At 55.5% G+C, this 25,018-nt stretch carries 23 protein-coding genes and 3 tRNA genes; 2 read left to right on the forward strand and 24 right to left on the reverse strand.

The genetic code is table 11. The features are described from left to right. Positions 1-208 (forward strand): hypothetical protein (locus OKC43_RS13910; protein WP_270659523.1); only part of this gene is annotated, 208 nt, incomplete at its 5' end. 98 nt (positions 209-306) lie between these two features. Here the strand turns inward: OKC43_RS13910 and gmhB are convergent. The 22 genes from gmhB to OKC43_RS14020 form a co-directional block, all read right to left on the reverse strand. Further along, positions 307-849 (reverse strand): D-glycero-beta-D-manno-heptose 1,7-bisphosphate 7-phosphatase, encoded by a 543-nt coding sequence (gmhB, locus tag OKC43_RS13915; protein ID WP_166740705.1) that lies wholly within the window; start codon positions 847-849, stop codon positions 307-309. A gap of 113 nt (positions 850-962) precedes the next feature. Then, positions 963-2,147, reverse strand: a complete 1,185-nt coding sequence (tuf, locus tag OKC43_RS13920; RefSeq protein WP_005339879.1) for an elongation factor Tu — start codon at positions 2,145-2,147, stop codon at positions 963-965. Between the two features lie 54 nt (positions 2,148-2,201). Next, the gene (gene fusA / locus OKC43_RS13925; RefSeq protein WP_021229318.1) at positions 2,202-4,307 is read right to left on the reverse strand and encodes an elongation factor G; all 2,106 of its coding nucleotides are present in this window, start codon (positions 4,305-4,307) and stop codon (positions 2,202-2,204) included. Between the two features lie 75 nt (positions 4,308-4,382). Continuing rightward, positions 4,383-4,853 (reverse strand): 30S ribosomal protein S7, encoded by a 471-nt coding sequence (gene rpsG / locus OKC43_RS13930; protein WP_005339911.1) that lies wholly within the window; start codon positions 4,851-4,853, stop codon positions 4,383-4,385. A 93-nt stretch (positions 4,854-4,946) separates the two neighbouring features. Further along, on the reverse strand, positions 4,947-5,321 hold the full coding sequence (rpsL, locus tag OKC43_RS13935; protein ID WP_005306278.1) for a 30S ribosomal protein S12: 375 nt from the start codon (positions 5,319-5,321) through the stop codon (positions 4,947-4,949). 182 nt (positions 5,322-5,503) lie between these two features. After that, entirely contained in the window at positions 5,504-5,782 is a 279-nt protein-coding gene (gene tusB / locus OKC43_RS13940; protein ID WP_040067657.1) for a sulfurtransferase complex subunit TusB, read from the reverse strand. Between the two features lie 7 nt (positions 5,783-5,789). Then, positions 5,790-6,149, reverse strand: coding sequence for a sulfurtransferase complex subunit TusC (tusC, locus tag OKC43_RS13945; RefSeq protein WP_076495844.1), 360 nt, complete (start codon positions 6,147-6,149; stop codon positions 5,790-5,792). Between the two features lie 8 nt (positions 6,150-6,157). Continuing rightward, on the reverse strand, positions 6,158-6,550 hold the full coding sequence (gene tusD / locus OKC43_RS13950; RefSeq protein WP_123173953.1) for a sulfurtransferase complex subunit TusD: 393 nt from the start codon (positions 6,548-6,550) through the stop codon (positions 6,158-6,160). An 84-nt stretch (positions 6,551-6,634) separates the two neighbouring features. Continuing rightward, positions 6,635-7,015, reverse strand: a complete 381-nt coding sequence (locus OKC43_RS13955; protein ID WP_005339904.1) for a RidA family protein — start codon at positions 7,013-7,015, stop codon at positions 6,635-6,637. A 24-nt stretch (positions 7,016-7,039) separates the two neighbouring features. Then, positions 7,040-7,756 carry a helix-turn-helix transcriptional regulator gene (locus OKC43_RS13960; protein ID WP_005339902.1) on the reverse strand — a complete coding sequence of 239 codons (717 nt, stop codon included), beginning with the start codon at positions 7,754-7,756 and terminating at the stop codon, positions 7,040-7,042. A gap of 194 nt (positions 7,757-7,950) precedes the next feature. Next, positions 7,951-12,255 carry a DNA-directed RNA polymerase subunit beta' gene (gene rpoC / locus OKC43_RS13965; protein WP_236272036.1) on the reverse strand — a complete coding sequence of 1,435 codons (4,305 nt, stop codon included), beginning with the start codon at positions 12,253-12,255 and terminating at the stop codon, positions 7,951-7,953. A 91-nt stretch (positions 12,256-12,346) separates the two neighbouring features. Then, positions 12,347-16,375 (reverse strand): DNA-directed RNA polymerase subunit beta, encoded by a 4,029-nt coding sequence (gene rpoB, locus OKC43_RS13970; RefSeq protein WP_128816133.1) that lies wholly within the window; start codon positions 16,373-16,375, stop codon positions 12,347-12,349. A gap of 224 nt (positions 16,376-16,599) precedes the next feature. Then, positions 16,600-16,965, reverse strand: coding sequence for a 50S ribosomal protein L7/L12 (rplL, locus tag OKC43_RS13975; protein WP_005306304.1), 366 nt, complete (start codon positions 16,963-16,965; stop codon positions 16,600-16,602). A gap of 51 nt (positions 16,966-17,016) precedes the next feature. Continuing rightward, a complete protein-coding gene (rplJ, locus tag OKC43_RS13980) occupies positions 17,017-17,517 on the reverse strand; it encodes a 50S ribosomal protein L10 (RefSeq protein WP_005339895.1) in 501 nt (166 codons plus the stop codon). A 256-nt stretch (positions 17,518-17,773) separates the two neighbouring features. Further along, a complete protein-coding gene (gene rplA, locus OKC43_RS13985; RefSeq protein WP_005339888.1) occupies positions 17,774-18,475 on the reverse strand; it encodes a 50S ribosomal protein L1 in 702 nt (233 codons plus the stop codon). Between the two features lie 4 nt (positions 18,476-18,479). Continuing rightward, on the reverse strand, positions 18,480-18,908 hold the full coding sequence (rplK, locus tag OKC43_RS13990) for a 50S ribosomal protein L11 (RefSeq protein WP_005339887.1): 429 nt from the start codon (positions 18,906-18,908) through the stop codon (positions 18,480-18,482). 134 nt (positions 18,909-19,042) lie between these two features. Next, a complete protein-coding gene (nusG, locus tag OKC43_RS13995; protein ID WP_005306318.1) occupies positions 19,043-19,594 on the reverse strand; it encodes a transcription termination/antitermination protein NusG in 552 nt (183 codons plus the stop codon). 9 nt (positions 19,595-19,603) lie between these two features. After that, positions 19,604-19,975: a preprotein translocase subunit SecE gene (gene secE, locus OKC43_RS14000; RefSeq protein ID WP_005306322.1), complete on the reverse strand. Its 372-nt coding sequence runs from the start codon at positions 19,973-19,975 to the stop codon at positions 19,604-19,606. A 60-nt stretch (positions 19,976-20,035) separates the two neighbouring features. After that, positions 20,036-20,112: transfer RNA gene (locus tag OKC43_RS14005), tRNA-Trp, on the reverse strand. 53 nt (positions 20,113-20,165) lie between these two features. Further along, the gene (gene tuf / locus OKC43_RS14010) at positions 20,166-21,350 is read right to left on the reverse strand and encodes an elongation factor Tu (RefSeq protein WP_005341825.1); all 1,185 of its coding nucleotides are present in this window, start codon (positions 21,348-21,350) and stop codon (positions 20,166-20,168) included. Between the two features lie 168 nt (positions 21,351-21,518). Beyond that, positions 21,519-21,593 (reverse strand) — tRNA-Gly (locus OKC43_RS14015). 38 nt (positions 21,594-21,631) lie between these two features. Then, positions 21,632-21,716: transfer RNA gene (locus OKC43_RS14020), tRNA-Tyr, on the reverse strand. 263 nt (positions 21,717-21,979) lie between these two features. On the opposite strand from OKC43_RS14020, the gene coaA reads away from it, so the two are divergent. Next, positions 21,980-22,918 carry a type I pantothenate kinase gene (gene coaA / locus OKC43_RS14025; protein ID WP_005339877.1) on the forward strand — a complete coding sequence of 313 codons (939 nt, stop codon included), beginning with the start codon at positions 21,980-21,982 and terminating at the stop codon, positions 22,916-22,918. Between the two features lie 80 nt (positions 22,919-22,998). On the opposite strand, the gene birA is transcribed toward coaA, so the two are convergent. Together birA and murB are read right to left on the reverse strand one after the other, a co-directional pair. Further along, on the reverse strand, positions 22,999-23,964 hold the full coding sequence (gene birA, locus OKC43_RS14030) for a bifunctional biotin--[acetyl-CoA-carboxylase] ligase/biotin operon repressor BirA (RefSeq protein WP_236272034.1): 966 nt from the start codon (positions 23,962-23,964) through the stop codon (positions 22,999-23,001). After that, on the reverse strand, positions 23,961-24,998 hold the full coding sequence (murB, locus tag OKC43_RS14035; RefSeq protein WP_236272033.1) for a UDP-N-acetylmuramate dehydrogenase: 1,038 nt from the start codon (positions 24,996-24,998) through the stop codon (positions 23,961-23,963). The genes birA and murB overlap by 4 nt, the downstream gene beginning before the upstream one ends. Positions 24,999-25,018: the final 20 nt, after the last annotated feature.

The following is a 25,018-nucleotide window of genomic DNA, read 5'->3' on the forward strand; positions in this document are numbered from 1 at the left end:
AAAATTGTTTTTGATGTTCGATGCTGTGAGTGCCCACACAGATTGCTTGATTCAAATTGTTAAAGAGCGACGCAACAGTGTGTTGCTGCGGGAGTGGAATTCTACTCAACCGCCTTCTCGAGTCAAGCCTTATTTTCAAGGGCTTTTCGAGGTTATCGACTTGGCTTTCTGCGTTGCCGCTTGCCCTGTCGATGGAGGCGCATTATAGGGAACAGATTCTTTCTGGCAAGCAGATAATTGCAAAAAGATGGCTTTCGCTGTTCGTTCGCTCACAAAGCCACCAATTGGCATATTAAACCGGCGAAATCAGCTCACCGCAGGTACCGCAACGGCAAAATCGTGCAGATTGTCATAGAGAGCATCGGCAAGCGCACTACCCGTTTCGGTCACCGGCTTACCGGTTCTGACCATGATCTTGTGACCGACACCAGCATTGACGGCAGCTTTCAGATCGGAAGGCTTGTCACCCACCATATAGGAACGACTCATGTCGATCCCCAGTTCCTGTTGCGCCAACAGCAGCATACCTGGCTCCGGCTTGCGACAATCACAGGGGACGCCGTGATCCGGATGATGGGGGCAGAAGTAGATGCCATCGAGATCCACATCCCGATCAGCCAGTGACCAATCCATCCATTCAGTCAGATTCATGAAGTCATCTTCACTGAAGTAGCCGCGGGCGATTCCGGACTGGTTGGTGACGACGACCAGCAGATAGCCTTTCTTTTTGAGGAGCTGCAGGGCGTCTATGACTCCGGGCAGAAAATGGAAATCATCGACCTGACTGACATAGCCAGTGTCTTCATTGATGACACCGTCACGATCCAGAAAAATGGCGGGGTTGCTCACGGAAACTACCTCTATCAATGGTTTTGTCCAGTATCTCACAGGCCATAAATAGCCCCAAAAATAAAAGGGGTGGCCGAAGCCACCCCTTTTCATGTCTGTATATAACGAATCGATTAGGCGATTACGCTAGCTACAACACCAGCACCTACGGTACGGCCACCTTCACGGATAGCGAAACGCAGACCGTCGTCCATTGCGATCGGAGCAATCAGGGTAACAACCATTTTGATGTTGTCGCCCGGCATTACCATCTCTACGCCTTCCGGCAGTTCGATGGTACCGGTCACGTCGGTAGTACGGAAGTAGAACTGCGGACGGTAGCCTTTGAAGAACGGGGTATGACGACCACCTTCTTCTTTGGACAGTACGTACACTTCAGATTCGAACTTGGTGTGCGGCTTGATAGAACCCGGCTTGGCCAGTACCTGACCACGCTCTACGTCTTCACGCTTAACACCACGCAGCAGCGCGCCGATGTTCTCGCCTGCACGACCTTCGTCCAGCAGCTTGCGGAACATTTCAACACCGGTACAGGTGGTAGAAACGGTATCTTTGATACCAACGATTTCTACAGTCTCACCTACTTTAACGATACCGCGCTCTACACGACCGGTAACTACGGTACCACGGCCAGCGATAGAGAATACGTCTTCGATAGGCATCAGGAACGGCTGGTCAATCGCGCGCTCCGGCTCCGGGATGTAGGTATCCAGGTGGCCAGCCAGCTCGATGATCTTCTCTTCCCACTGAGCGTCGCCTTCCAGCGCTTTCAGTGCGGAACCACGAACTACCGGCAGGTCATCACCCGGGAAGTCGTACTCGGTCAGCAGTTCACGAACTTCCATCTCAACCAGTTCGAGCAGCTCTTCGTCATCAACCATGTCACACTTGTTCATGAACACGATCATGTACGGAATACCAACCTGACGACCCAGCAGGATGTGCTCACGAGTCTGCGGCATCGGGCCGTCAGTCGCTGCTACTACCAGGATCGCGCCGTCCATCTGGGCAGCACCGGTGATCATGTTTTTAACGTAGTCGGCGTGACCCGGGCAGTCTACGTGGGCGTAGTGACGGGTAGCGGTGTCGTATTCTACGTGGGAGGTGTTGATGGTGATACCACGCTCACGCTCTTCCGGTGCCTTGTCGATCTGGTCGAAGGCGAAAGCTTTACCACCGAAGTGCTTGGCCAGCACGTTGGTGATAGCTGCAGTCAGGGTGGTTTTACCGTGGTCAACGTGGCCGATGGTGCCGACGTTTACGTGCGGTTTATTACGCTCAAATTTTTCTTTAGACACGACGTAGTCCTTCTAGGTTAAACCCGCCTACCGTCGTAGGCGGGGAATCTTAAATTACTTGGATTTGCGCTCTTCGATCACGGCTTGTGCAACGTTGGTCGGTGCATCGTGATACTTGGCGAATTCCATGGCGTAGGAAGCACGACCCTGGGTAGCGGAACGCAGTGCAGTTGCATAACCGAACATTTCGGCCAGCGGCACCAGAGCACGTACGATCTTGCCGGACGGGCCATCTTCCATACCTTCGATCAGGCCACGACGACGGTTCAGGTCACCGATAACGTCGCCCATGTAATCTTCCGGAGTTTCAACTTCTACTTTCATGATCGGCTCGAGCAGAACCGGGTTGGCTTTCATGAAGCCAGCCTTAAAGGCCATGGAAGCAGCGATTTTGAACGCCAGTTCGGAAGAGTCGACATCGTGGTAAGAACCGAAGTGCAGACGCACACCCAGATCCATAACCGGGTAACCAGCCAGCGGACCAGATTTGAGCTGCTCACGGATACCTTTATCAACACCCGGGATGAATTCACCAGGAATGACACCACCTTTGATGTCGTTGACGAATTCGTAGGCTTTGCCTTCTTCCAGCGGGTACATGTCGATAACAACATGACCGTACTGACCGCGACCACCAGACTGCTTGGCATGCTTGCCTTCGATGTCTTTAACGGTGGTACGGATGGTTTCACGGTAGGCAACCTGCGGCTTACCTACGTTGGCTTCAACCTTGAACTCGCGACGCATACGGTCAACGATGATGTCCAGGTGCAGCTCACCCATACCAGCGATGATGGTTTGACCTGACTCTTCGTCAGTCCATACGCGGAAGGACGGATCTTCCTGAGCCAGGCGGCCCAGTGCCAGACCCATCTTCTCTTGGTCAGCCTTGGTTTTCGGCTCAACAGCGATAGAAATTACCGGCTCTGGGAATTCCATACGCTCGAGGATGATCGGTGCGTTCGGGTCACACAGGGTGTCACCAGTGGTCACGTCTTTCAGACCGATAGCAGCAGCAATGTCACCAGCGCGTACTTCTTTGATCTCTTCACGCTTGTTGGCATGCATCTGAACGATACGGCCAAAACGCTCGCGCTTGTCCTTGACGGAGTTCAGCACGGTGTCACCGGAGTTGATCACGCCAGAGTAGACACGGAAGAAGGTCAGGTTACCAACGAACGGGTCGGTAGCGATCTTGAACGCCAGAGCAGAGAACGGCTCGTCATCAGAAGCGTGACGCTCGTCTTTGGTCTCGCCGTCCATTTTCAGGCCGTCGATAGCAGCAACGTCGGTCGGAGCCGGCAGGTACTCGATCACGGCATCCAGCATTGCCTGTACACCCTTGTTCTTGAACGCGGAGCCACAGGTTACCAGGATGATTTCGTTGTTCAGCACGCGCTGACGCAGAGCACCTTTGATCTCTTCCTCGGTCAGCTCTTCGCCGCCCAGGTATTTTTCCATCAGGTCTTCAGACGCTTCAGCAGCGGCTTCAACCAGATTCATGCGCATTTCTTGCGCCTGTTCCAGCAACTCGGCCGGGACGTCTTCGTAATCGAAGGATACGCCCTGATCAGCTTCATTCCAGTTGATGGCTTTCATCTTGACCAGGTCAACAACGCCCTTGAAGTTCTCTTCAGAGCCGATGTTCAGCTGAAGGGGAACCGGAGTACCTTTCAGACGGGTCTTGATGTGCTCAACGCAGCGCAGGAAGTTGGCGCCGGTACGGTCCATCTTGTTGACGAACGCGATACGGGGAACCTTGTACTTGTTAGCCTGACGCCATACGGTTTCAGACTGTGGCTGTACGCCACCTACGGCACAGTACACCATCACGGCACCGTCCAGAACACGCATTGAACGCTCTACTTCGATAGTAAAGTCAACGTGGCCCGGGGTATCGATGATGTTGATACGGTGCGGTTGGAACTGTTTACCCATACCGGACCAGAAAGCGGTGGTCGCGGCGGAGGTGATAGTGATACCACGCTCTTGTTCCTGTTCCATCCAGTCCATGGTGGCAGCGCCATCGTGAACTTCACCGATCTTGTGACTTACACCGGTGTAAAACAGTACGCGCTCGGTAGTAGTAGTCTTACCGGCGTCAATGTGAGCGGAGATACCGATGTTACGATAACGCTCAATGGGGGTTGTACGAGCCATTGTCATCCTCTTACTAAGGCGCTTGTCCCTAGATAATTAAAGGTGCGCAGAGTCAAAAGACCCTGCGCAAGCGGATTACCAGCGGAAGTGAGCGAAGGCTTTGTTCGCTTCAGCCATACGGTGAACGTCTTCACGTTTCTTGACAGACGAACCCTTATTGTCAGCGGCATCCAGCAGCTCGCCAGCCAGACGCTGAGCCATTGATTTTTCACCACGTTTACGAGCGGCATCAACCAACCAGCGCATTGCCAGGGCATTGCGACGTACCGGACGAACTTCTACCGGCACCTGATAGGTTGCACCACCGACGCGACGAGATTTAACCTCGACCGCCGGACGAATGTTATCCAGAGCTTCTTCGAATACGGCCAGGTGCTCTTTGCCAGATTTGGTGGCAATGATGTCCAGGGCGCCATAAACAATGGCTTCTGCAACAGATTTCTTACCGTCAACCATTACTACGTTGACAAATTTAGCCAGCAGCTCTGATCCGAACTTGGGATCTGGCAGGATTTTACGCTGACCAACAACACGACGTCTTGGCATTTCAAATTCTCCGTAACTTCAGGGATTACCCAAAACTAGAAAGCTATCTAACTAGAAACGAATTAACGTTTGGCCTTACTTAACGGAGAACCATTAAGCTTTAGGACGCTTCACGCCATACTTGGAGCGAGCCTGCTTACGGTCTTTAACACCGGCACAGTCCAACGCACCACGAACGGTGTGATAACGAACACCTGGCAAGTCTTTTACACGACCGCCACGGATCAGAACAACAGAGTGCTCTTGCAGGTTGTGACCTTCACCGCCGATGTAGGAGGTGACTTCGAAGCCGTTGGTCAGACGTACACGGCACACTTTACGCAGTGCAGAGTTAGGCTTCTTCGGGGTGGTGGTATATACACGAGTGCATACGCCACGCTTCTGAGGGCACGCTTCCAGCGCCGGCACGTTGCTTTTCACAACGAGCTTGATGCGTGGCTTGCGAACCAACTGGTTAATAGTTGCCATCAAAAGGCTCCTGATAATGACTTCATAAACGTGTGGAAAATCCTCCCCGCAGATACGGGGACGCGAAATTTTATGCCCTGTTGTCTGGGGAGTCAAGATTTATACAATTTGCGTCACAAAAGGGCAATTCGGATCCGTTTGATTTCACGACATCTCCTTGAATGTTCTTGGAAATGTGCTTATCAGCCACCCCAGGTGCGCGGGGAACCTTTTTGCGCAATCAGTGCCACCAGACCCGCCATATCGAGCACATTGCCCACCCGATGCTGCAAACCGCGGGCTTGCAGATCTTCCTGCATCACATACAGCGGGATACCCGCCAGCCGCTCGCTCCACTGGGGAGCCGATGCCGCAATCACGGCATCCTGCATCAGTACCAGCTCATCCTCGGGCTGAAGGTATGAGAGCGCCTCTGCCAGAGCCTGACTCTGAAAGGGGGAGTTCAATATCAGATGCAACATGGAGACCTCAAAAGCTGATGTGAGTCGAACACTGTGCCCAGCGCCGAGCCAGTTCCTGGCGCGGCAGACTCTCGACCGGGATCAGCAGATCATCCACGGTCACGCCACGCTCTGCCAGCGAGTCAGCACAAACATAGACCTCTTCGATGTCGTAGAGTTCCAGCATTTTGAAGGTGGGCGCGTAGTGGCGCTGCAAAATGGCAGCAGGTTGCTGATCCTTGAGCAGTTGCAGCACACCGTCCCCAATCAGGAAGAGGGCCAGCTCATCGGTCATGGCCGAGGTGGCCAGCAGGGCATCCAACCCTTCCCGGCCGGCGGCATGGCCATGGGGACCACGACTGCATATAAAGGCGATTTTCTTGCTCATGACTCCCCCTAGAACTGAATCAGTCGATCGGCAGTGAGCGCAGCCTCGGCCAACTGGCCCAGACCGCTCAGGCAAAATGGCGGTTGCAGATTGAAGTGCACCTGCCCTGCCCCCTTGGCCTCCTGCTCATCGAGCACACCGCGCCGCATGGCGGCGGCGACACAGACGTCGATACGGATCCCCTGCTCTTCTGCCAGCTCTCGCCACAGACGCACCAGGTCAGTCTCATCGGATGCTGGCAGATGCAGACCGTTGCCGTTGCAGACCCCATCCTGATAGAAGAACAGGTGGGACAAGGTATGCCCCTGTGCCAACAGGGTACGGGCAAAACGATAGGCTGTGCTGGCCGATTGGGTGCCATAGGCAGGCCCCGTGACCAGGATGGCAAAACTCAGACTCATAGCAGGACTCCTGTGCTGACCCGGTCCATTTTACGCCAAAAACAAAAAAGCCCCTGCCAGGAGGGGCTTGATTCGATCTGTTGATCAGAGATGGGCAATCGCCTCGACCTCGACCAGCACATCTTTCGGCAGACGGGCCACCTCCACGCAGGAGCGGGCTGGCGCCGCGTCGCCAAAGTAGCGGGCATAGACCTGATTGAAGGCAACGAAGTTGTTCATGTCGCTCAGGAAGCAGGTGGTTTTGACCACTTTGCTGGCATCGGCACCGGCAGCGTGCAACACGGCAACCAGATTCTTCATCACCCGTTCTGCCTGCTCTTCGATGCCGCCAGCAACGATCTCCATGGTGGCAGGGTCGAGCGGGATCTGCCCGGAGGTGAAGATCATCTCGCCAACCTTGGTAGCCTGAACATACGGACCAATCGCGGCAGGCGCCTTGTCGGTTGCAATCACTTCTTTAGCCATTCATCTATCCCCTTCTGGAATGAGTTACTCGTTCTCGTCTTCACCCTGCTTGCGCTGTCGGATGTAAAGATAAACGGTATGTTTTGAAATATTGAGTTTGTCCGCCACCAGATTGATCGAATCCTTGATGTCGAAAATGCCCTTCTCGAACAGCTGGGTCACGATGAAGCGATTCTTGGCATTGTTGGCCACGGTGGGATCGCGATTGATCTCGTCGATGGTGTTATCCACCGTCTGGGCAACCAGCTCTTCCACGCTGTTGGCGAAGGTCTCTGGTGACTGACGCGCCGCCTGCTGGGGCGTCGGGAAAAATTCGGCCACGAACTCGTGGAAAGGCGCATTGATGTGCAGGTTGATGCAGATAAGCCCCACAACTTGCCGCTCGCTGTTGCGAATGGCGATGGTGCTCGACTTCATCAGCGCGCCGGTACGGCTGCGAGCGAAATAGCTCTGGGTGTAATCCTGGCCGGTGCTCTCGATGTCCTTGAGCATGCGCAGGGCGAGATCGGTGATGGGCGCCCCGAGGGTGCGTCCGGTATTGAAGCCGTTAGCGATCTTGATCACCGACTCGTGCAGATTTTCCAGGGAGTGGAGAACCACTTCACAATGCTTGCCGAACAGCTCGGCCAAGCCATCGATGAGCCCATCGTATGAGCGCAACAATTCCCTGTCTTCATCTGTAAAAGTGCGGCTGATCAGCTGTTCTTCGGGAAGCATGGCTTCCTCGATACCGACAGTCATGTTCTACCCCTGTAATAACCATTCAACTTTCCCGAGTTTTAAATTGCAGGGGAGTAAAGTCAACTTTTTTTGATTTTTTACTCTACAACTTTGCTCTGGATCATCCTGAAACCCGCGCTGCGTCTACCTTTGCCGAGGAATTGGCCAACAAAAAGGGCTCCTTGAAGGAGCCCTTTTTAATCACGGATGACGAGTTACTCTTCGTCGAAGCTACCGGCTGCGTTCAGCAGATCCGCCAGGTTCTGCTCCGCTTCATCAGCGGTCACCTGCGGGGTGCCAACAGCACGAGCTGCGGCAGCACGCTGGTTGATCCGGCTGTGGTGGTAGGCAAAGCCGGTACCAGCCGGGATCAGACGACCCACGATGACGTTCTCTTTCAGACCACGCAGTTCATCACGCTTGCCACCTACGGCGGCTTCGGTCAGAACGCGAGTGGTTTCCTGGAAGGAAGCCGCGGAGATGAAGGACTCGGTGCTCAGAGATGCCTTGGTAATACCCATCAGTACATGACGGTAGGTCGCAGGGGTCTTGCCCTCGGCAACCAGCTTACGGTTGGCAATCTTCACACGAGCCACTTCAACCTGTTCGCCTTCGATCAGATCGGTATCGCCAGCGCTCAGGATCTCGCACTTGCGAAGCATCTGACGAACGATGACTTCGATGTGCTTGTCGTTGATCTTAACGCCTTGCAGACGGTAAACGTCCTGCACTTCGTTGGCGATGTAGTTGGCGACCGGGCTGATACCGCGCAGACGCAGGATGTCGTGAGCAGACTCAGGACCGTCCGCCAGCACTTCACCCTTCTCAACTTTTTCACCTTCGAACACGTTCAGGTTACGCCACTTCGGAATCATCTCTTCGTAGACGTTGCCACCATCGGTCGGGGTGATGACCAGACGGCGTTTGCCCTTGGTCTCTTTCCCGAAGGAGATGGTACCGGAGATCTCGGCCAGAATTGCCGGTTCCTTCGGTTGACGTGCTTCGAACAGATCCGCAACGCGCGGCAGACCACCGGTGATGTCCTTGGTACCGCCGGACTCTTGCGGGATACGCGCTACCGCGTCACCCACGCCCACGTTGGCACCATCTTCCAGGTTCACGATCGCCTTGCCCGGCAGGAAGTACTGGGCGGCTACATCGGTACCCGGGATCATCACGTCTTTGCCGTTCAGGTCGACCAGTTTAACGGTCGGACGCATCTCTTTACCGGCGCTCGGACGCTCGTTGACGTCCAGAACAACGATAGAAGAGAGACCGGTCAGCTCGTCGGTCTGACGAGTGATGGTCACGCCATCGATCATGTGTTCGAACTGCAGGCGACCTGCCACTTCGGTGATGATCGGGTGGGTGTGCGGATCCCAGTTAGCAACGGTCTCGCCAGCACTCACGGCCTGGCCGTCCTTCACTTCCAGCACGGAACCGTAAGGCAGCTTGTGGCTTTCCTTGGTACGGCCCATGTCGTCCATGATGGTCAGTTCGGTAGAACGTGAGGTGATAACCAGTTTGTCATCGCTGTTGTGAACGAACTTGGCGTTCTGCAGCTTGATGGTACCGGTGTTCTTGACCTGGATGCTGCTTTCAGCAGCGGCACGAGATGCAGCACCACCGATGTGGAAAGTACGCATCGTCAGCTGGGTACCCGGTTCACCGATGGACTGGGCGGCGATAACACCGACTGCCTCACCCTTGTTAACCAGGTGACCACGGGCCAGATCACGGCCGTAGCAGTGAGCACAGTTACCGAAGTCAGTTTCACAGGTGATGGCAGAACGTACCTTCACACGGTCAACGGAGTTACGCTCCAGCAGGTCACACAGCTGCTCGTCGAGCAGGGTGTTGCGAGCTACCAGGATCTCGTCCTCGGTACCCGGCTTGATGACATCTTCTGCCACCACACGACCCAGCACGCGCTCACGCAGCGGCTCGACCACGTCGCCACCCTCGATCAGCGGAGTCATCCACAGACCGTCGGTAGTGCCGCAATCGTCCTCGGTGATCACCATGTCTTGCGCCACGTCTACCAGACGACGAGTCAGGTAACCGGAGTTCGCAGTCTTCAGTGCAGTATCCGCCAGACCCTTACGAGCACCGTGGGTAGAGATAAAGTACTGCAGTACGTTCAGACCTTCGCGGAAGTTCGCGATGATCGGGGTCTCGATGATGGAGCCATCCGGCTTGGCCATCAGGCCACGCATACCGGCCAGCTGACGGATCTGGGCGGCGGAGCCACGCGCACCAGAGTCGGCCATCATAAAGATGCTGTTGAACGAGGCCTGCTCTTCTTCTTCACCCAGCGAGTTGACGTTACGCTCTTTGGACAAGTTCTCCATCATGGCCTTGGAGACGCGCTCGTTGGCGCTGGCCCAGATATCGATAACCTTGTTGTAACGCTCGCCCGCAGTTACCAGACCTGACAGGAACTGGTCCTGGATCTCGGCAACTTCGGCTTCGGCTGCTGCGATGATGTCTTTCTTGGCATCCGGGATGACCATGTCATCGATACCAACGGAAGCACCGGACAGGGCCGCGTAGTGGAAACCGGTATACATCAGCTGGTCAGCGAAGATAACGGTGTCCTTCAGGCCCTGCTTGCGATAGCAGGTGTTCAGCAGACGGGAGATGAGCTTTTTGCCCAGCGCCTTGTTGGATACGCACTTGATCCAGTTCTGCGGATTGGCATCCAGATCAGCCTGTTCTGCAGCAGTCAGCACCTTCGGCTCGTCGATCAGGGCGTATTCCATACCTTTCGGCAGGATCAGGCTCAGGATCGCACGACCAACGGTGGTGTTCTTCATCTCGGTGTGTTCACGCAGAGAACCGTCTTCCTGACGCAGGTATTCGGTAATGCGTACTTTCACACGAGCATGCAGATCGGCCAGACCGGCGCGATATACTTTCTCGGCTTCTTTCGGGCCGGCCAGCACCATACCTTCGCCTTTGGCGTTGATACGGGCACGGGTCATGTAGTACAGACCCAAGACCACGTCCTGAGAAGGAACGATGATCGGCTCACCGGAGGCAGGCGACAGGATGTTGTTGGTAGACATCATCAGCGCACGCGCTTCCAGCTGGGCTTCCAGGGTCAGCGGTACGTGAACCGCCATCTGGTCACCATCGAAGTCCGCGTTATACGCAGCACAAACGAGCGGGTGCAGCTGGATTGCCTTGCCTTCGACCAGAGTCGGTTCGAATGCCTGGATACCCAGACGGTGCAGAGTCGGTGCACGGTTCAGCAGAACCGGATGTTCGCGGATCACTTCGTCCAGGATATCCCAAACGACAGCTTCTTCGCGCTCCACCATCTTCTTGGCGGCCTTGATAGTGGTCGCCAGACCGCGGGTTTCCAGCTTGCCATAGATGAACGGCTTGAACAGTTCCAGCGCCATCTTCTTCGGCAGACCGCACTGATGCAGACGCAGAGTCGGGCCTACGGTGATAACGGAACGACCGGAGTAGTCGACACGCTTACCGAGCAGGTTCTGACGGAAACGACCCTGCTTACCCTTGATCATATCGGCCAGGGATTTCAGCGGGCGCTTGTTGGAACCGGTGATGGCACGACCGCGACGGCCGTTATCCAGCAGCGCATCGACGGACTCTTGCAGCATACGCTTTTCGTTGCGCACGATGATGTCCGGAGCAGCCAGATCCAGCAGACGCTTCAAGCGGTTGTTACGGTTGATCACGCGACGGTACAGATCGTTCAGATCGGAAGTCGCGAAACGGCCGCCGTCCAGCGGTACCAGCGGACGCAGGTCCGGCGGCAGCACAGGCAGCACTGTCATGATCATCCACTCCGGCTTGTTGCCGGACTGCAGGAAAGCTTCCATCAGCTTCAGACGCTTGGTGGTCTTCTTGCGTTTGGTCTCGGAGTTGGTCTGATCCAGCTCCTCACGCATCGCTTTGACTTCACCTTCCAGATCGATGGCGCGCAGCAATGCCAGGATTGCTTCGGCACCCATCTTGGCGTCAAATTCGTCGCCCCACTCTTCCAGCGCATCCAGGTACTGCTCTTCAGAGAGCATCTGGCTGCGTTCGAGGTTGGTCATGCCCGGCTCGATAACTACGAAAGATTCGAAGTAGAGCACACGCTCGATGTCGCGCAGGGTCATGTCCAGCAGCAGACCGATACGGGACGGCAGGGACTTCAGGAACCAGATGTGGGCAGTCGGGCTGGCCAGCTCGATGTGGCCCATACGCTCACGACGGACCTTGGTCTGGGTCACTTCAACGCCGCACTTCTCACAGATCACACCACGGTGTTTCAGGCGCTTGTACTTGCCGCACAGACACTCGTAGTCCTTCACCGGTCCGAAGATACGGGCGCAGAACAGACCATCACGCTCCGGCTTGAAAGTCCGGTAGTTGATGGTCTCAGGCTTTTTGACCTCACCGAATGACCAGGAGCGGATCATGTCAGGAGAGGCCAGACCGATCTTGATACTGTCAAACTCTTCGGTCTTGGTCTGAGCCTTCAAAAACTTGAGTAAGTCTTTCACGTGTTTCCCCTGTCAGGAGTCTAACCTCGGCGCCCCGGCTGCCAAAACAGCGGGGCGCCCACGTCAATTCTCGAACAATAAGAGCGAGCTCTTACTCTTCGTCCAGCTCGATGTTGATACCCAGAGAGCGGATTTCCTTCAGCAATACGTTGAAGGATTCGGGCATGCCCGGCTCCATACGGTGGTCGCCATCCACGATGTTCTTATACATCTTGGTACGGCCATTCACATCGTCAGACTTGACGGTCAGCATTTCCTGCAGGGTATATGCCGCACCGTAAGCCTCCAGGGCCCACACTTCCATCTCACCGAAACGCTGACCACCGAACTGAGCCTTACCACCCAGCGGCTGCTGGGTAACCAGGCTGTAAGAACCGGTAGAACGCGCGTGCATCTTGTCGTCGACCAAGTGGTTCAGCTTGAGCATGTACATGTAACCAACGGTTACTTTACGCTCGAAGCGGTTACCGGTACGGCCATCGAACAGATCAATCTGACCGGATTCCGGCAGATCGGCCAGCTTCAGCAGGGCTTTGATTTCGCGCTCTTTGGCACCATCAAACACTGGAGTAGCAACCGGCAGACCCTTACGCAGGTTACCCACCAGGGTACGTACGTCGTCGTCAGACAGTTCGGCGATGTTCACTTGCTGGGTGTCCTTCTCGCCCAGGTCATAGACCTGTTGCAGGAAGTTGCGCATCTCGTGCAGCTCGCGCTGCTCTTTGACCATGCGATCGATCTTCTCGCCGATCCCCTTGGCCGCAAGGCCCAGGTGCACTTCGAGGATCTGACCGATGTTCATACGGGATGGTACGCCCAACGGGTTCAGTACGATGTCGACCGGACGGCCGAACTCGTCATGAGGCATATCCTCGACCGGACAGATCTTGGAGATAACACCCTTGTTACCGTGACGGCCCGCCATCTTGTCACCCGGCTGGATGCGACGCTTGACTGCCAGATAAACCTTGACGATTTTCAGTACGCCCGGCGCCAGATCATCACCCTGGATAATCTTGCGACGCTTGTTCTCGAATTTCTTGTCGAACTCGGCTTTCAGCTCAACGTGCTGTTCAGCGATCTGTTCCAGTTCGGTCTGCTTGGCTTCGTCTTCGATGGCCAGTTCAAACCACTTGGAGCGATCGAGCTTGTTCAGACGATCTTCGCTGTAACCGGCGGCCAGCAGCAGGTTGCGGGAGCGGCCGAAAATGCCGTCTTCCAGGATCTTGAACTCTTCGGTCAAGTCCTTCTTCGCTTCCTTCAGTTGCATCTCTTCGATTTCTTTGGCGCGCTTGTCTTTTTCCACGCCATCGCGGGTAAAGACTTGCACGTCAACCACGGTACCGTACACACCGTTCGGTACACGCAGGGAGGAGTCCTTCACATCGGACGCCTTCTCACCGAAGATGGCGCGCAGCAGCTTCTCTTCCGGCGTCAGCTGGGTTTCACCTTTCGGGGTTACCTTACCGACCAGAATGTCGCCGCCCTTCACTTCGGCACCCACGTAGACGATACCGGACTCGTCCAGCTTTGACAGAGCGGCTTCACCCACGTTCGGGATGTCAGCAGTGATCTCTTCCGGACCCAGCTTGGTGTCACGGGAGATACAGGCCAGTTCCTGGATATGGATGGTGGTCAGGCGATCTTCCTGAACAACACGCTCGTTCACCAGGATCGAGTCTTCGAAGTTGTAACCGTTCCACGGCATGAACGCGACGCGCATGTTCTGACCCAGTGCCAGTTCACCCAGATCGGTGGACGGGCCGTCAGCCAGTACGTCGCCAGCCATGACCGGCTCACCCAACATCACGCAAGGACGCTGGTTGATACAGGTGTTCTGGTTGGAACGGGTGTACTTGGTCAGGTTGTAGATGTCGATACCGGCTTCGCCTGGCATCAGCTCATCTTCATTGACCTTCAGGACGATACGGGAGGCATCGACATAGTCGATTACGCCGCCACGCTTGGCTACTACGGTTACACCGGAGTCAACGGCCACAGCGCGTTCCATACCGGTACCTACCAGCGGCTTGTCAGCACGCAGAGTCGGTACAGCCTGACGTTGCATGTTTGAACCCATCAATGCGCGGTTCGCGTCATCGTGTTCCAGGAACGGGATCAGAGCCGCTGCCACAGATACGATCTGCTGCGGGCTCACGTCCATATACTGGATCTGGTCGGCGTTCATAAAGGTGGATTCACCTTTGTGACGGCACGGGATCAATTCATCTTTCAGACGGCCATCTTCGGTGGTCGCGGCGTTAGCCTGTGCGATCACGTACTTGCCTTCTTCAATAGCAGACAGGTAGTCCACTTCGTCGGTGATCACACCGTCAATGACCTTACGGTACGGGGTCTCGAGGAAACCGTACTCGTTGGTACGAGAGTACACGGACAGAGAGTTGATCAGACCGATGTTCGGACCTTCAGGAGTCTCGATAGGGCACAGACGACCGTAGTGAGTCGGGTGTACGTCTCGGACTTCAAAGCCGGCACGCTCACGAGTCAAACCGCCCGGGCCCAGCGCGGAGATACGACGCTTGTGGGTCACTTCGGAGAGCGGGTTGTTCTGGTCCATAAACTGGGACAGCTGGCTGGAACCAAAGAACTCTTTGACTGCGGCGGAGATCGGCTTGGCGTTGATCAGATCCTGCGGCATCAGGGTGTCCAGGTCGCCCAAGGAGAGACGCTCCTTGACCGCACGCTCGACACGCACCAGACCGACGCGGAACTGGTTTTCAGCCATTTCACCGACAGAGCGGATACGACGGTTACCCAAGTGGTCGATATCGTCCACTTCGTCGTTACCGTTACGGATGTCGATCAGGCGCTTCATCACATCGACGATGTCGTCTTTGGTCAGTACACCAGCGCCAGTCTCGTCTTCACGACCCAGACGGCGGTTGAACTTCATCCGACCTACGGTAGACAGGTCGTAACGCTCGGCGGAGAAGAACAGGTTTTCGAACAGCTGTTCTGCAGCTTCGCGAGTAGGCGGCTCGCCCGGACGCATCATGCGATAGATCTCGACCAGCGCTTCCAAACGGTTGGAGCTGGAGTCGACACGCAGGGTCTCGGACATGTAAGCACCGTGATCCAGTTCGTTGGTGAACAGAACCTCGAAATGCTTGAAGCCGGCTTGGGACAGGTTGGCGATCGCTTCCAGGCTCAGCGCCTGGTTGGCGGTCACGACCATCTCGCCAGTTTGCGGATGTGCGTAGTCCTTGGCAGCAACTTTGCCAACAACATACTCAACCGGTACCTCAATCTGGGTAACGGCGTCTTTTTCCAACTGACGGATGTGACGCGCAGTCACACGACGACCGGTCTCAACCACCACGGCGCCATTGGCCACGATGTCAAAGGTCGCAGTTTCACCACGCAGACGCTCCGGCACCAGATCCATCATCAACTTGCCATCTTTTACTTCAAAACCAATGGTCTCGAAGAAGGTGGCCAGGATTTGTTCGGAAGTGAAGTCCAGGGCGCGCAGAATAATGGATGCTGGCAGTTTGCGACGACGGTCGATACGGACAAACAGGTTGTCTTTCGCATCGAACTCGAAGTCCAGCCAGGAGCCACGGTAGGGGATAACGCGAGCGTTATACAGTACCTTACCGGATGAATGAGTTTTGCCTTTATCGTGGTCGAAGAAGACGCCCGGGCTGCGGTGCAGCTGGGAGACGATAACCCGCTCGGTACCATTGATAACAAAGGTGCCGTTCTCGGTCATGAGCGGAATTTCGCCCATGTATACTTCTTGTTCCTTGATGTCTTTGACGGTGCCGGCAGCTGCTTCACGGTCGTACAGAACCATACGAAGCTTGACACGCAGCGGCGCGGAGTAGGTCACTCCACGGATCTGGCATTCTTTTACGTCAAATACCGGCTCACCCAGGCGATAGCTGACATACTGAAGCTCAGCACTACCGGAGTAACTGGTGATCGGGAAAACGCTACGGAAAGCGGCCTCTAGGCCATATTCACCTTCCGGGTCAGCCTCGATGAACTGCTTGAAGGAGTCCAGCTGAATGGACAACAGATAAGGCGTGTCCAGTACCTGGTCTCGCTTACCGAAGTCCTTACGAATGCGTTTTTTTTCGGTATAAGAGTAAACCATAGGGTTCCTCAGCTCGCTGATAAGTGACCCACTCTGTCCCGCGGGACAGCTCTGTCTCAACACCGTTTTGTGTTGGCCCGGACGAAAGAAGACAGTCCGGATTGCTGGTGCACCGAGAGTCGTAAACGGTGTGAAATGCTCTCAGTCTACAGCGCAAAAAGGCTGGTGAACAAAAATTCACCAGCCCTAGCCTGTTTTATCAGGCTAATCTACATAAATGCAGATTATTTGATCTCAACAGAAGCACCGGCAGCTTCCAGCTCTTTCTTCAGAGCTTCAGCTTCGTCCTTGGACACGCCTTCCTTCAGGTTAGCCGGAGCAGCTTCTACCAGATCTTTGGCTTCTTTCAGGCCCAGACCGGTAGCGCCACGAACGGCTTTGATAACGGCAACTTTGTTGGCGCCAGCAGCAGTCAGAACTACGTCGAACTCGGTCTTCTCTTCTACTGCTTCAGCAGCAGCCGGGCCAGCCATTACGGCAGCAGCGGCAGAAACACCGAACTTCTCTTCCATAGCTTCGATCAGCTCAACAACTTCCATTACGGACATGGAAGCAACGGCTTCGATGATTTGGTCTTTAGTGATAGACATGACAAAAATTCCTGATGTTGAATAAACTCAAACAGCCTAAATAGGCGAGAATCAAGCAGCAGCTTGTTTCTGGTCGCGAACAGCAGCGATAGTACGAACCAGCTTGCCAGCAGAGGCTTCTTTCATAGTCGCCATCAACTTCGCAATCGCTTCTTCGTAAGTCGGCAGCGTGGCCAGACGATCAATTTGTGCTGCGGCGATAAACTCACCGTTAAAAGCGCCAGCCTTGATTTCGAACTTTTGGTTCGCTTTGGCAAACTCTTTGAACAGACGAGCAGCAGCGCCCGGGTGTTCGTTAGAGAAAGCAATCAAGGTAGGACCGGTAAATGCGTCGTTCAGGCACTCGTATTCGGTACCTTCTACCGCGCGACGCAGCAGGGTGTTACGCACAACGCGCATGTACACACCGGCTTCACGAGCGGTTTTACGCAGGACGGTCATCTTGTCTACAGTTACACCGCGAGAATCGGCAACAACTGCAGAAAGAGCGCCTTTGGCAGCTTCGTTGACTTCAGCAACAATTGCCTTTTTGTCTTCGAGTCCCAATGCCATTGGCTTAACTCCTGGATTGAATCCGGGTCTATTGACCCAGTACTGACACATCCCCCCTACCTTTACAACAGAGGGGAACGATGCGGTAGCAGGATTCCAGAAGAGAAAGAATCTTTCTCGCTGGGTTTCCGGCACCGTCTACGCAGGAAACATTAAGGCTTTGCAGCCTCCTGCGGTCTTGGACGGAGGTCGAAACCCCCAACCAATCAAGGCGCAAAATTATAGATTAAATTTTGCGCCTTGTAAAACCCATCAATTAGGCCTGAGCTTCCAGAGAAGCTTGGTCTACGGCAACACCGGCACCCATGGTGGTGGAGATGCTGACTTTCTTGATGAATTGACCTTTGGCGGAAGAGGGCTTGCCTTTTTTCAGGGCAACCAGCAGAGCTTCCAAGTTTTCTTTCAGCTGAACTTCGTTGAAAGAAACCTTACCCAGAGTGGTATGGATGATACCATTCTTGTCGTTACGGTAACGAACCTGACCAGCCTTGGCGTTCTTGACAGCTTCGGCAACGTTAGGAGTTACAGTACCAACTTTCGGGTTCGGCATCAGGCCGCGCGGACCCAGGATTTGACCCAGTTGACCAACAACGCGCATGGCATCCGGGGATGCGATAACTACGTCGAAGTTCATCTCGCCTTTCTTAACCAGATCGGCCAGGTCATCCATACCTACCAGGTCAGCACCGGCAGCTTTAGCAGCTTCGGCGTTGGCACCTTGGGTAAATACGGCAACGCGTACATCACGACCGGTACCGTGCGGCAGTACAGTAGCACCACGTACGTTCTGGTCAGATTTACGAGCGTCGATACCCAGGTTGACAGCAACGTCAACGCTTTCAACGAACTTGGCGGTAGCCAGTTCTTTCAGCAGGGCAATGGCTTCGTTGATGGAGTACTCTTTGGTACCGTCAACTTTTTCGCGAATAACGCGCATACGCTTGGAAAGTTTAGCCATTGTCTTAATCCTCCACTACCAGACCCATGGAACGAGCGGAGCCTGCGATGCAACGTACTTTTGCATCCAGATCGGCACCAGTCATATCCGGCTCTTTGGTCTTGGCGATTTCTTGCAGCTGGGCAACGGTCACCTTACCAACCTTGTCTTTGTTCGGCTTGGAAGAACCAGACTTGATGCCAGCAGCTTTCTTCAGCAGGAAGGACGCAGGCGGAGTCTTGGTTTCGAAGGTGAAGGAACGGTCGCTGTAAACGGTGATCACGACCGGAGTCGGTGAACCTTTTTCCAGCTTCTCTGTACGAGCGTTGAACGCCTTACAGAATTCCATGATGTTAACACCGTGTTGACCCAGTGCAGGACCAACGGGAGGAGACGGGTTGGCTGCACCAGCAGCAACCTGCAGCTTGATATAAGCTGTGACTTTCTTAGCCATTAGGAAAATACCTCAAAAATGGGTTCTAGCGCCTCGGAGACTTGCTCCTGCAAACGGCTCCCCAACTAATAAAGGGGCAGCGAATTATAGAGATATTCGCTGCCCCTGACAACCGTTAAACGTACAGAATTCAATCAGCCTTTTTCGACCTGACCAAAATCCAGTTCAACAGGAGTAGAACGACCGAAGATCAGTACAGAGACCTTCACGCGGCTCTTCTCATAATCGACCTCTTCAACGGTACCGTTGAAGTCGGCAAACGGACCATCGGCAACCCGCACCATTTCACCCGGTTCAAACAGGGTTTTCGGACGCGGCTTGTCGTGGGCATCCTGCAGACGGTTCAGGATGGCATCGGCCTCTTTGTCGGAGATCGGTGCCGGACGGTCGGAAGTACCGCCGATGAAGCCCATGACACGCGGTACGTTACGTACCAGGTGCCATGTGGTTTCATCCATGATCATCTGGACCAGGACATAACCCGGGAAAAACTTGCGCTCACTCTTGCGCTTCTGGCCAGCACGCATCTCGACCACTTCTTCGGTCGGGACCAGTACTTCACCGAACATGTCTTCCATGCCATGCATCTTGATATGTTCACGCAGGGACTTGGCTACACGGCCTTCATAGCCGGAAAAAGCCTGCACGACATACCATCTCATACGTTGTTCACGTTGTTCAGTCATGGCTTATCCTTACACACCGGTAATCAGGTTGACCAACCAGACCAAGGCACCGTCCAGAACGAACAGCAGCAACCCCATCACGGCGGTCACCGCCAGCACAATCAGGGTTGTCTGAATGGCTTCCTGACGGGTCGGCCATACGACCTTGCGGACTTCCAGGCGAGACTCACGGGCGAATGCCAGTGTTGCCTTTCCCTTGGTGGTTTGCAGGGCTACTGCACCAGCAGCAGCAATGACAACGACCACACCCAAGGCGCGGACGGCAGCGACAACATCGTTGAGCAGGTAATTACCCACTACAGCGGCCGCCAGGATAATGAAAACCAGGCCCCAAAGCAGGGTATCCTTGCTTCCGCCCTGGCTCTCAGAACTAACACTCATACAACCCACCTGTATCTGACGTAACCAAAGACACAAAAGCCCCGTACGAGACGAGGTATATGGCAGGGGCGGCAGGACTCGAACCCGCAACCATCGGTTTTGGAGACCGCTGTTCTACCAATTCGAACTACGCCCCTACACAAGAAAGCCCCTATTATAGGGGCTTTGCTTTATTTATGTAAGCCAAAGATTAAGCGATAACTTTAGCTACAACACCAGCACCTACGGTACGGCCACCTTCACGGATAGCGAAACGCAGGCCGTCGTCCATCGCGATCGGCGCAATCAGGGTAACAACCATCTTGATGTTGTCGCCCGGCATTACCATCTCTACGCCTTCCGGCAGTTCGATGGTACCGGTCACGTCGGTAGTACGGAAGTAGAACTGCGGACGGTAGCCTTTGAAGAACGGGGTATGACGACCACCTTCTTCTTTGGACAGCACGTACACTTCAGATTCAAACTTGGTGTGCGGCTTGATGGTGCCCGGCTTGGCCAGTACCTGACCACGCTCAACTTCTTCACGCTTCACGCCACGCAGCAGGGCGCCGATGTTCTCGCCTGCACGACCTTCGTCCAGCAGCTTGCGGAACATTTCAACACCAGTACAGGTGGTAGAAACGGTATCTTTGATACCAACGATTTCTACGGTCTCACCTACTTTAACGATACCGCGCTCTACACGACCGGTAACTACAGTACCACGGCCAGCGATAGAGAATACGTCTTCGATCGGCATCAGGAACGGCTGGTCAATCGCACGCTCCGGCTCCGGAATGTAGCTGTCCAGGTGGCCAGCCAGTTCCAGGATCTTCTCTTCCCACTGAGCTTCGCCTTCCAGCGCTTTCAGTGCAGAACCACGAACTACCGGCAGGTCATCACCCGGGAAGTCGTACTCGGACAGCAGTTCACGAACTTCCATCTCGACCAGTTCCAGCAGCTCTTCGTCATCTACCATGTCACACTTGTTCATGAACACGATGATGTACGGAACGCCTACCTGACGACCCAGCAGGATGTGCTCACGAGTCTGCGGCATCGGGCCGTCAGTCGCTGCTACTACCAGGATCGCGCCGTCCATCTGGGCAGCACCGGTGATCATGTTTTTAACGTAGTCGGCGTGACCCGGGCAGTCTACGTGGGCGTAGTGACGGGTAGCGGTGTCGTATTCTACGTGGGAGGTGTTGATGGTGATACCACGCTCACGCTCTTCCGGTGCCTTGTCGATCTGGTCGAAGGCGAAAGCTTTACCACCGAAGTGCTTGGCCAGCACGTTGGTGATAGCTGCAGTCAGGGTGGTTTTACCGTGGTCAACGTGGCCGATGGTACCCACGTTAACGTGCGGTTTATTACGCTCAAATTTTTCTTTAGACATGATCGTCCCTCTAAACTAACGCTGAGTACGCGGTGGCAAGCTAACCACAGAACAGTTTATATGATGGATTTGAATCTGGTGGGAAAGAGAGAGGTACTGATGGCTGGTTCGCTTGCCGAACTCACCCTAGGGTGCGGCTCTGCTAACGCCTGAGCCATATCAGCATCTTGGAGCGGGCAGCGGGAATCGAACCCGCATCATCAGCTTGGAAGGCTGAGGTAATAGCCATTATACGATGCCCGCATTTCTCTAACCCAAAGAACTCAAACCGCAGAGAAATATGGTGGAGGGAGAAGGATTCGAACCTTCGAAGGCAGAGCCGTCAGATTTACAGTCTGATCCCTTTGGCCGCTCGGGAACCCCTCCAGACGCCAGATTGTCACAACGGTAATTCTGCTTGCACCCGTTGTGTTTATCGCTTTTGCACGGCAAATAGACGACAGACAGTCAAGCGTCGCGCATTTTATTGTAAGGTTTTGGGGGATGCAACCATTGAACCCGGCAAAATATGCTTTATTGCTGGGAAGTTTGCAAAAAAGCGGGGGCAAACAAGCCAATCCTGCTGCGTCCCTTGTCGCTCCCCCACCCTTGGTGTATGGTCGCCGTGCCCAAGAAACAGTGATGACACCATGACGACAGAGCATAACCCCTATCTGCAATTCACCCGCGAACAATGGGCGTTATTGCGCGATTCGGTCCCCCTGACCCTGACCGAACACGATCTGCAGACCCTGCGCGGGATCAACGAGAAGGTGTCATTGCGGGAAGTGGAAGAGATATATCTGCCTCTCTCCCGCCTGCTCAATCTCTATGTCAAAGCCAAACAGCGTCGCAGCCGGGTGCTGGAGCAGTTCCTCGGCCAGTCCCGCGGCAAGGGCACCTATATCATCAGCATTGCCGGCAGCGTGGCGGGGGGCAAAAGTACCACGGCCCGTATTCTGCAGGCCCTGCTGGAGCGCTGGCCGGAACACCCGCGGGTGGAGCTGGTCACCACCGACGGCTTCCTCTATCCCAACAAGGTACTGGAAGAGCGCGGCCTGATGCGCCGCAAGGGGTTCCCGGAATCCTACGATATCCGCCATCTGGTGGAATTTGTCGCCAATATCCGCGCCGGTCACGAGAAGGTCGAAGCGCCGGTTTACTCCCACCTTATCTACGACATCATTCCCGATGAGAAGAAGGTGGTGGAGCAGCCGGACATTCTGATCCTGGAAGGGCTCAATGTGCTGCAAAGCGGCATGGACTACCCTCAGGAGCCCCATCGGGTCTTCGTGTCGGACTTCGTCGACTTCTCCATCTATGTGGATGCCGATGCAGAACTGCTGCGCACCTGGTATATCGAACGCTTCCTGAAATTCCGCAGCGGCGCCTTCTCGGATCCCGACTCCTACTTCCATAACTACGCCAAGCTGGCGGAGAGTGAGGCGACCCAGATCGCCAGCAACATCTGGCAAGATATCAACTATCTGAATTTGCAAGAAAATATCCTGCCAACGCGTGAGCGAGCCAACCTGATCATGACCAAGGGCCATGAGCACGCCATCGAGCAGATCAAACTGCGCAAATGATGACAGCCATTGCCGGATAACGAAGAGGGGGCCCGCAGGCCCCCTCTTCTGTTTGGCATCATGAGCGCCCTTACTGACCCTCAATCACCCCGGCGCAGGGAGAGCTCGCCACCCAGATAGAACTTGGTGCCCTCCTCCGTCTCCAGCCGCAGGGCGCCGCGATCGTCGATGCCACGGGCGATGCCGCGGATCTCCTGATCACCCATCAGCAGGCGCACCGGGCGACCGGCAAAGTGATCGAGCCGGTTCCAGTCATCGACAAAGCTTGCCAGCCCCTGCTGCTCAAAGGTGTGCAGCGCCCGCTGCAGATGGACGATCATCCGGGCCGCCAGTTGATTGCGATCCACCAGTTCCGGATTGATGTGACGCAACTCGGCCCAGGCCTGATCGATCTTCTCCCCTTCGCGGGCAGGCATCGCCAGATTGAGACCGATGCCGATCACCAGATGACAGCTGGCCCCGGCGCTACCGCTCATCTCTACCAGAATGCCCGCCAGCTTGCAGCCCTGATAGTAGAGGTCGTTCGGCCACTTGAGCTCGACCCCCTGATAACCAAGGGACTCCAGCGCTTCAACCACTGCCACGCCGACCGCCAGACTCAGCCCCATGGCCGCCGCCATGCCTTGCTCGAGTCGCCAGTACATGCTGAGGATCAGCTGGCAACCGAAGGGCGAAATCCAGGGTTTGCCACGACGACCGCGCCCGGCTGTCTGACACTCGGCCAGACAGCTCTCGCCAGAGCGCAGCTCATTGACCCGATCCAGCAGGTGTTGGTTGGTCGAGCCAATGACCGGAAAACAGTGCACCGGCGCCATCGGGGCCAGTGCCTGCAAGGTAGCCTGATCATAGAGCGCCATCGGCACCGCCAGCCGGTAGCCCTTGCCGGTCAGGCTAAAGAGATCCAACCCCAGCTCCTTGAGCGCCGCCATGTGTTTGCTTACCGCCGCCCGGCTGATGCCGAGCTGCTCGCCCAGCTGTTCGCCGGAGTGAAACTGGCCGTCGCTGAGCAGAGTGATCAGGGTCTGTCTGATGGGAGTAAGGGTCATGAGAGCACCTCGTCGAGCCAGGTTTCACCGTGCGCACCCATAAAACGCACCTCGTGCTCCAGCACCACGCCAAACGTCTGCTCCACGCTGTCGCGGACATGAGCCGCCAGCGCGATCAGCTCCATGGCACTGGCGCCCCCCAGATTGACCAGCACCAGCGCCTGCTCCTGATGAACAGCGGCGCGACCGATGGCGAAACCTTTCAGACCACACTGATCGATGAGCCAGCCCGCCGCCAGCTTGGCCTGCCCTTCTCCGGCCGGATAGCAGGGCATCTGCGGATAGCGCGCCTTGAGATTCTCCGCCAGCGCGGCAGGCACCACCGGATTCTTGAAGAAGCTGCCGGCATTGCCGAGCACCGCAGGATCCGGCAGTTTGACCATGCGGGTGGCACAGACGGTATCGAAGATGGCCTGCGCCGAAGGCGCGTCACCGAGCGCCGCCAGTGGGCCATAGCCCTGCACCGGTTGCCACGCCTTGGGCAGTTTGAGCCCGACGGCGGTGATCAGGTGGGAATCCTGATACTCGTGTTTGAAGATGCTGTCGCGATAACCGAAGCGGCACTCTGCCGCCGCGATCCGTTCAATCTCGCCACTCTGCCAGTTAAACGCCTCGACATAGGAACAGAAGTCGGCCAGCTCAACGCCATAGGCACCGATGTTCTGCACCGGCGCGGCACCGACCGTACCGGGAATGAGCGCCAGATTCTCCAGCCCGAACCAGCCCTGTTGCAAGGTATGACGCACCAGCTGATGCCAATCTTCACCCGCCGCCACATGGAGCAACCAGTGATCGCCGCCATCTTCAGCGGTAATCCCCTTGAGCCGGTTGAGCACCACCAGACCGAGAAAATCGGTGGTGAAGAGCATGTTACTGCCGCCGCCCAGATTGAGGCGTGGCAACTGGTTGAGCTGTGGATCGGCACGCAGGGTCGCCAGATCGGCAACCAGCTCCACCTCGGCCAGCCAGAGGCAGTACGCATCGAGGGCAAGGGTGTTGAGCTTCAACAAGGAGGCGTTGGCATTCAGTTTCATCGGTCTATCCCGGCTTGGTG

This window comes from Aeromonas sp. Y289-2 (genome assembly GCF_027705925.1).
GTDB classification, from domain to species: domain Bacteria; phylum Pseudomonadota; class Gammaproteobacteria; order Enterobacterales; family Aeromonadaceae; genus Aeromonas; species Aeromonas veronii.

What these genes read in the sequence shown, in the direction of transcription:
- nusG (WP_005306318.1), bottom strand. Translation starts at nt 19,594, where the DNA reads ATGACTGAACAACGTGAACAACGTATGAGATGGTATGTCGTGCAGGCT.
- rplK (WP_005339887.1), bottom strand. Translation starts at nt 18,908, where the DNA reads ATGGCTAAGAAAGTCACAGCTTATATCAAGCTGCAGGTTGCTGCTGGT.
- secE (WP_005306322.1), bottom strand. Translation starts at nt 19,975, where the DNA reads ATGAGTGTTAGTTCTGAGAGCCAGGGCGGAAGCAAGGATACCCTGCTT.
- rpsL (WP_005306278.1), bottom strand. Translation starts at nt 5,321, where the DNA reads ATGGCAACTATTAACCAGTTGGTTCGCAAGCCACGCATCAAGCTCGTT.
- birA (WP_236272034.1), bottom strand. Translation starts at nt 23,964, where the DNA reads ATGACCCTTACTCCCATCAGACAGACCCTGATCACTCTGCTCAGCGAC.
- tuf (WP_005341825.1), bottom strand. Translation starts at nt 21,350, where the DNA reads ATGTCTAAAGAAAAATTTGAGCGTAATAAACCGCACGTTAACGTGGGT.
- coaA (WP_005339877.1), top strand. Translation starts at nt 21,980, where the DNA reads ATGACGACAGAGCATAACCCCTATCTGCAATTCACCCGCGAACAATGG.
- tusD (WP_123173953.1), bottom strand. Translation starts at nt 6,550, where the DNA reads ATGAGTCTGAGTTTTGCCATCCTGGTCACGGGGCCTGCCTATGGCACC.
- OKC43_RS13960 (WP_005339902.1), bottom strand. Translation starts at nt 7,756, where the DNA reads ATGACTGTCGGTATCGAGGAAGCCATGCTTCCCGAAGAACAGCTGATC.
- OKC43_RS13955 (WP_005339904.1), bottom strand. Translation starts at nt 7,015, where the DNA reads ATGGCTAAAGAAGTGATTGCAACCGACAAGGCGCCTGCCGCGATTGGT.
- fusA (WP_021229318.1), bottom strand. Translation starts at nt 4,307, where the DNA reads ATGGCTCGTACAACCCCCATTGAGCGTTATCGTAACATCGGTATCTCC.
- rplJ (WP_005339895.1), bottom strand. Translation starts at nt 17,517, where the DNA reads ATGGCATTGGGACTCGAAGACAAAAAGGCAATTGTTGCTGAAGTCAAC.
- rplL (WP_005306304.1), bottom strand. Translation starts at nt 16,965, where the DNA reads ATGTCTATCACTAAAGACCAAATCATCGAAGCCGTTGCTTCCATGTCC.
- tusB (WP_040067657.1), bottom strand. Translation starts at nt 5,782, where the DNA reads ATGTTGCATCTGATATTGAACTCCCCCTTTCAGAGTCAGGCTCTGGCA.
- rplA (WP_005339888.1), bottom strand. Translation starts at nt 18,475, where the DNA reads ATGGCTAAACTTTCCAAGCGTATGCGCGTTATTCGCGAAAAAGTTGAC.
- rpoB (WP_128816133.1), bottom strand. Translation starts at nt 16,375, where the DNA reads ATGGTTTACTCTTATACCGAAAAAAAACGCATTCGTAAGGACTTCGGT.
- tusC (WP_076495844.1), bottom strand. Translation starts at nt 6,149, where the DNA reads ATGAGCAAGAAAATCGCCTTTATATGCAGTCGTGGTCCCCATGGCCAT.
- rpsG (WP_005339911.1), bottom strand. Translation starts at nt 4,853, where the DNA reads ATGCCAAGACGTCGTGTTGTTGGTCAGCGTAAAATCCTGCCAGATCCC.
- murB (WP_236272033.1), bottom strand. Translation starts at nt 24,998, where the DNA reads ATGAAACTGAATGCCAACGCCTCCTTGTTGAAGCTCAACACCCTTGCC.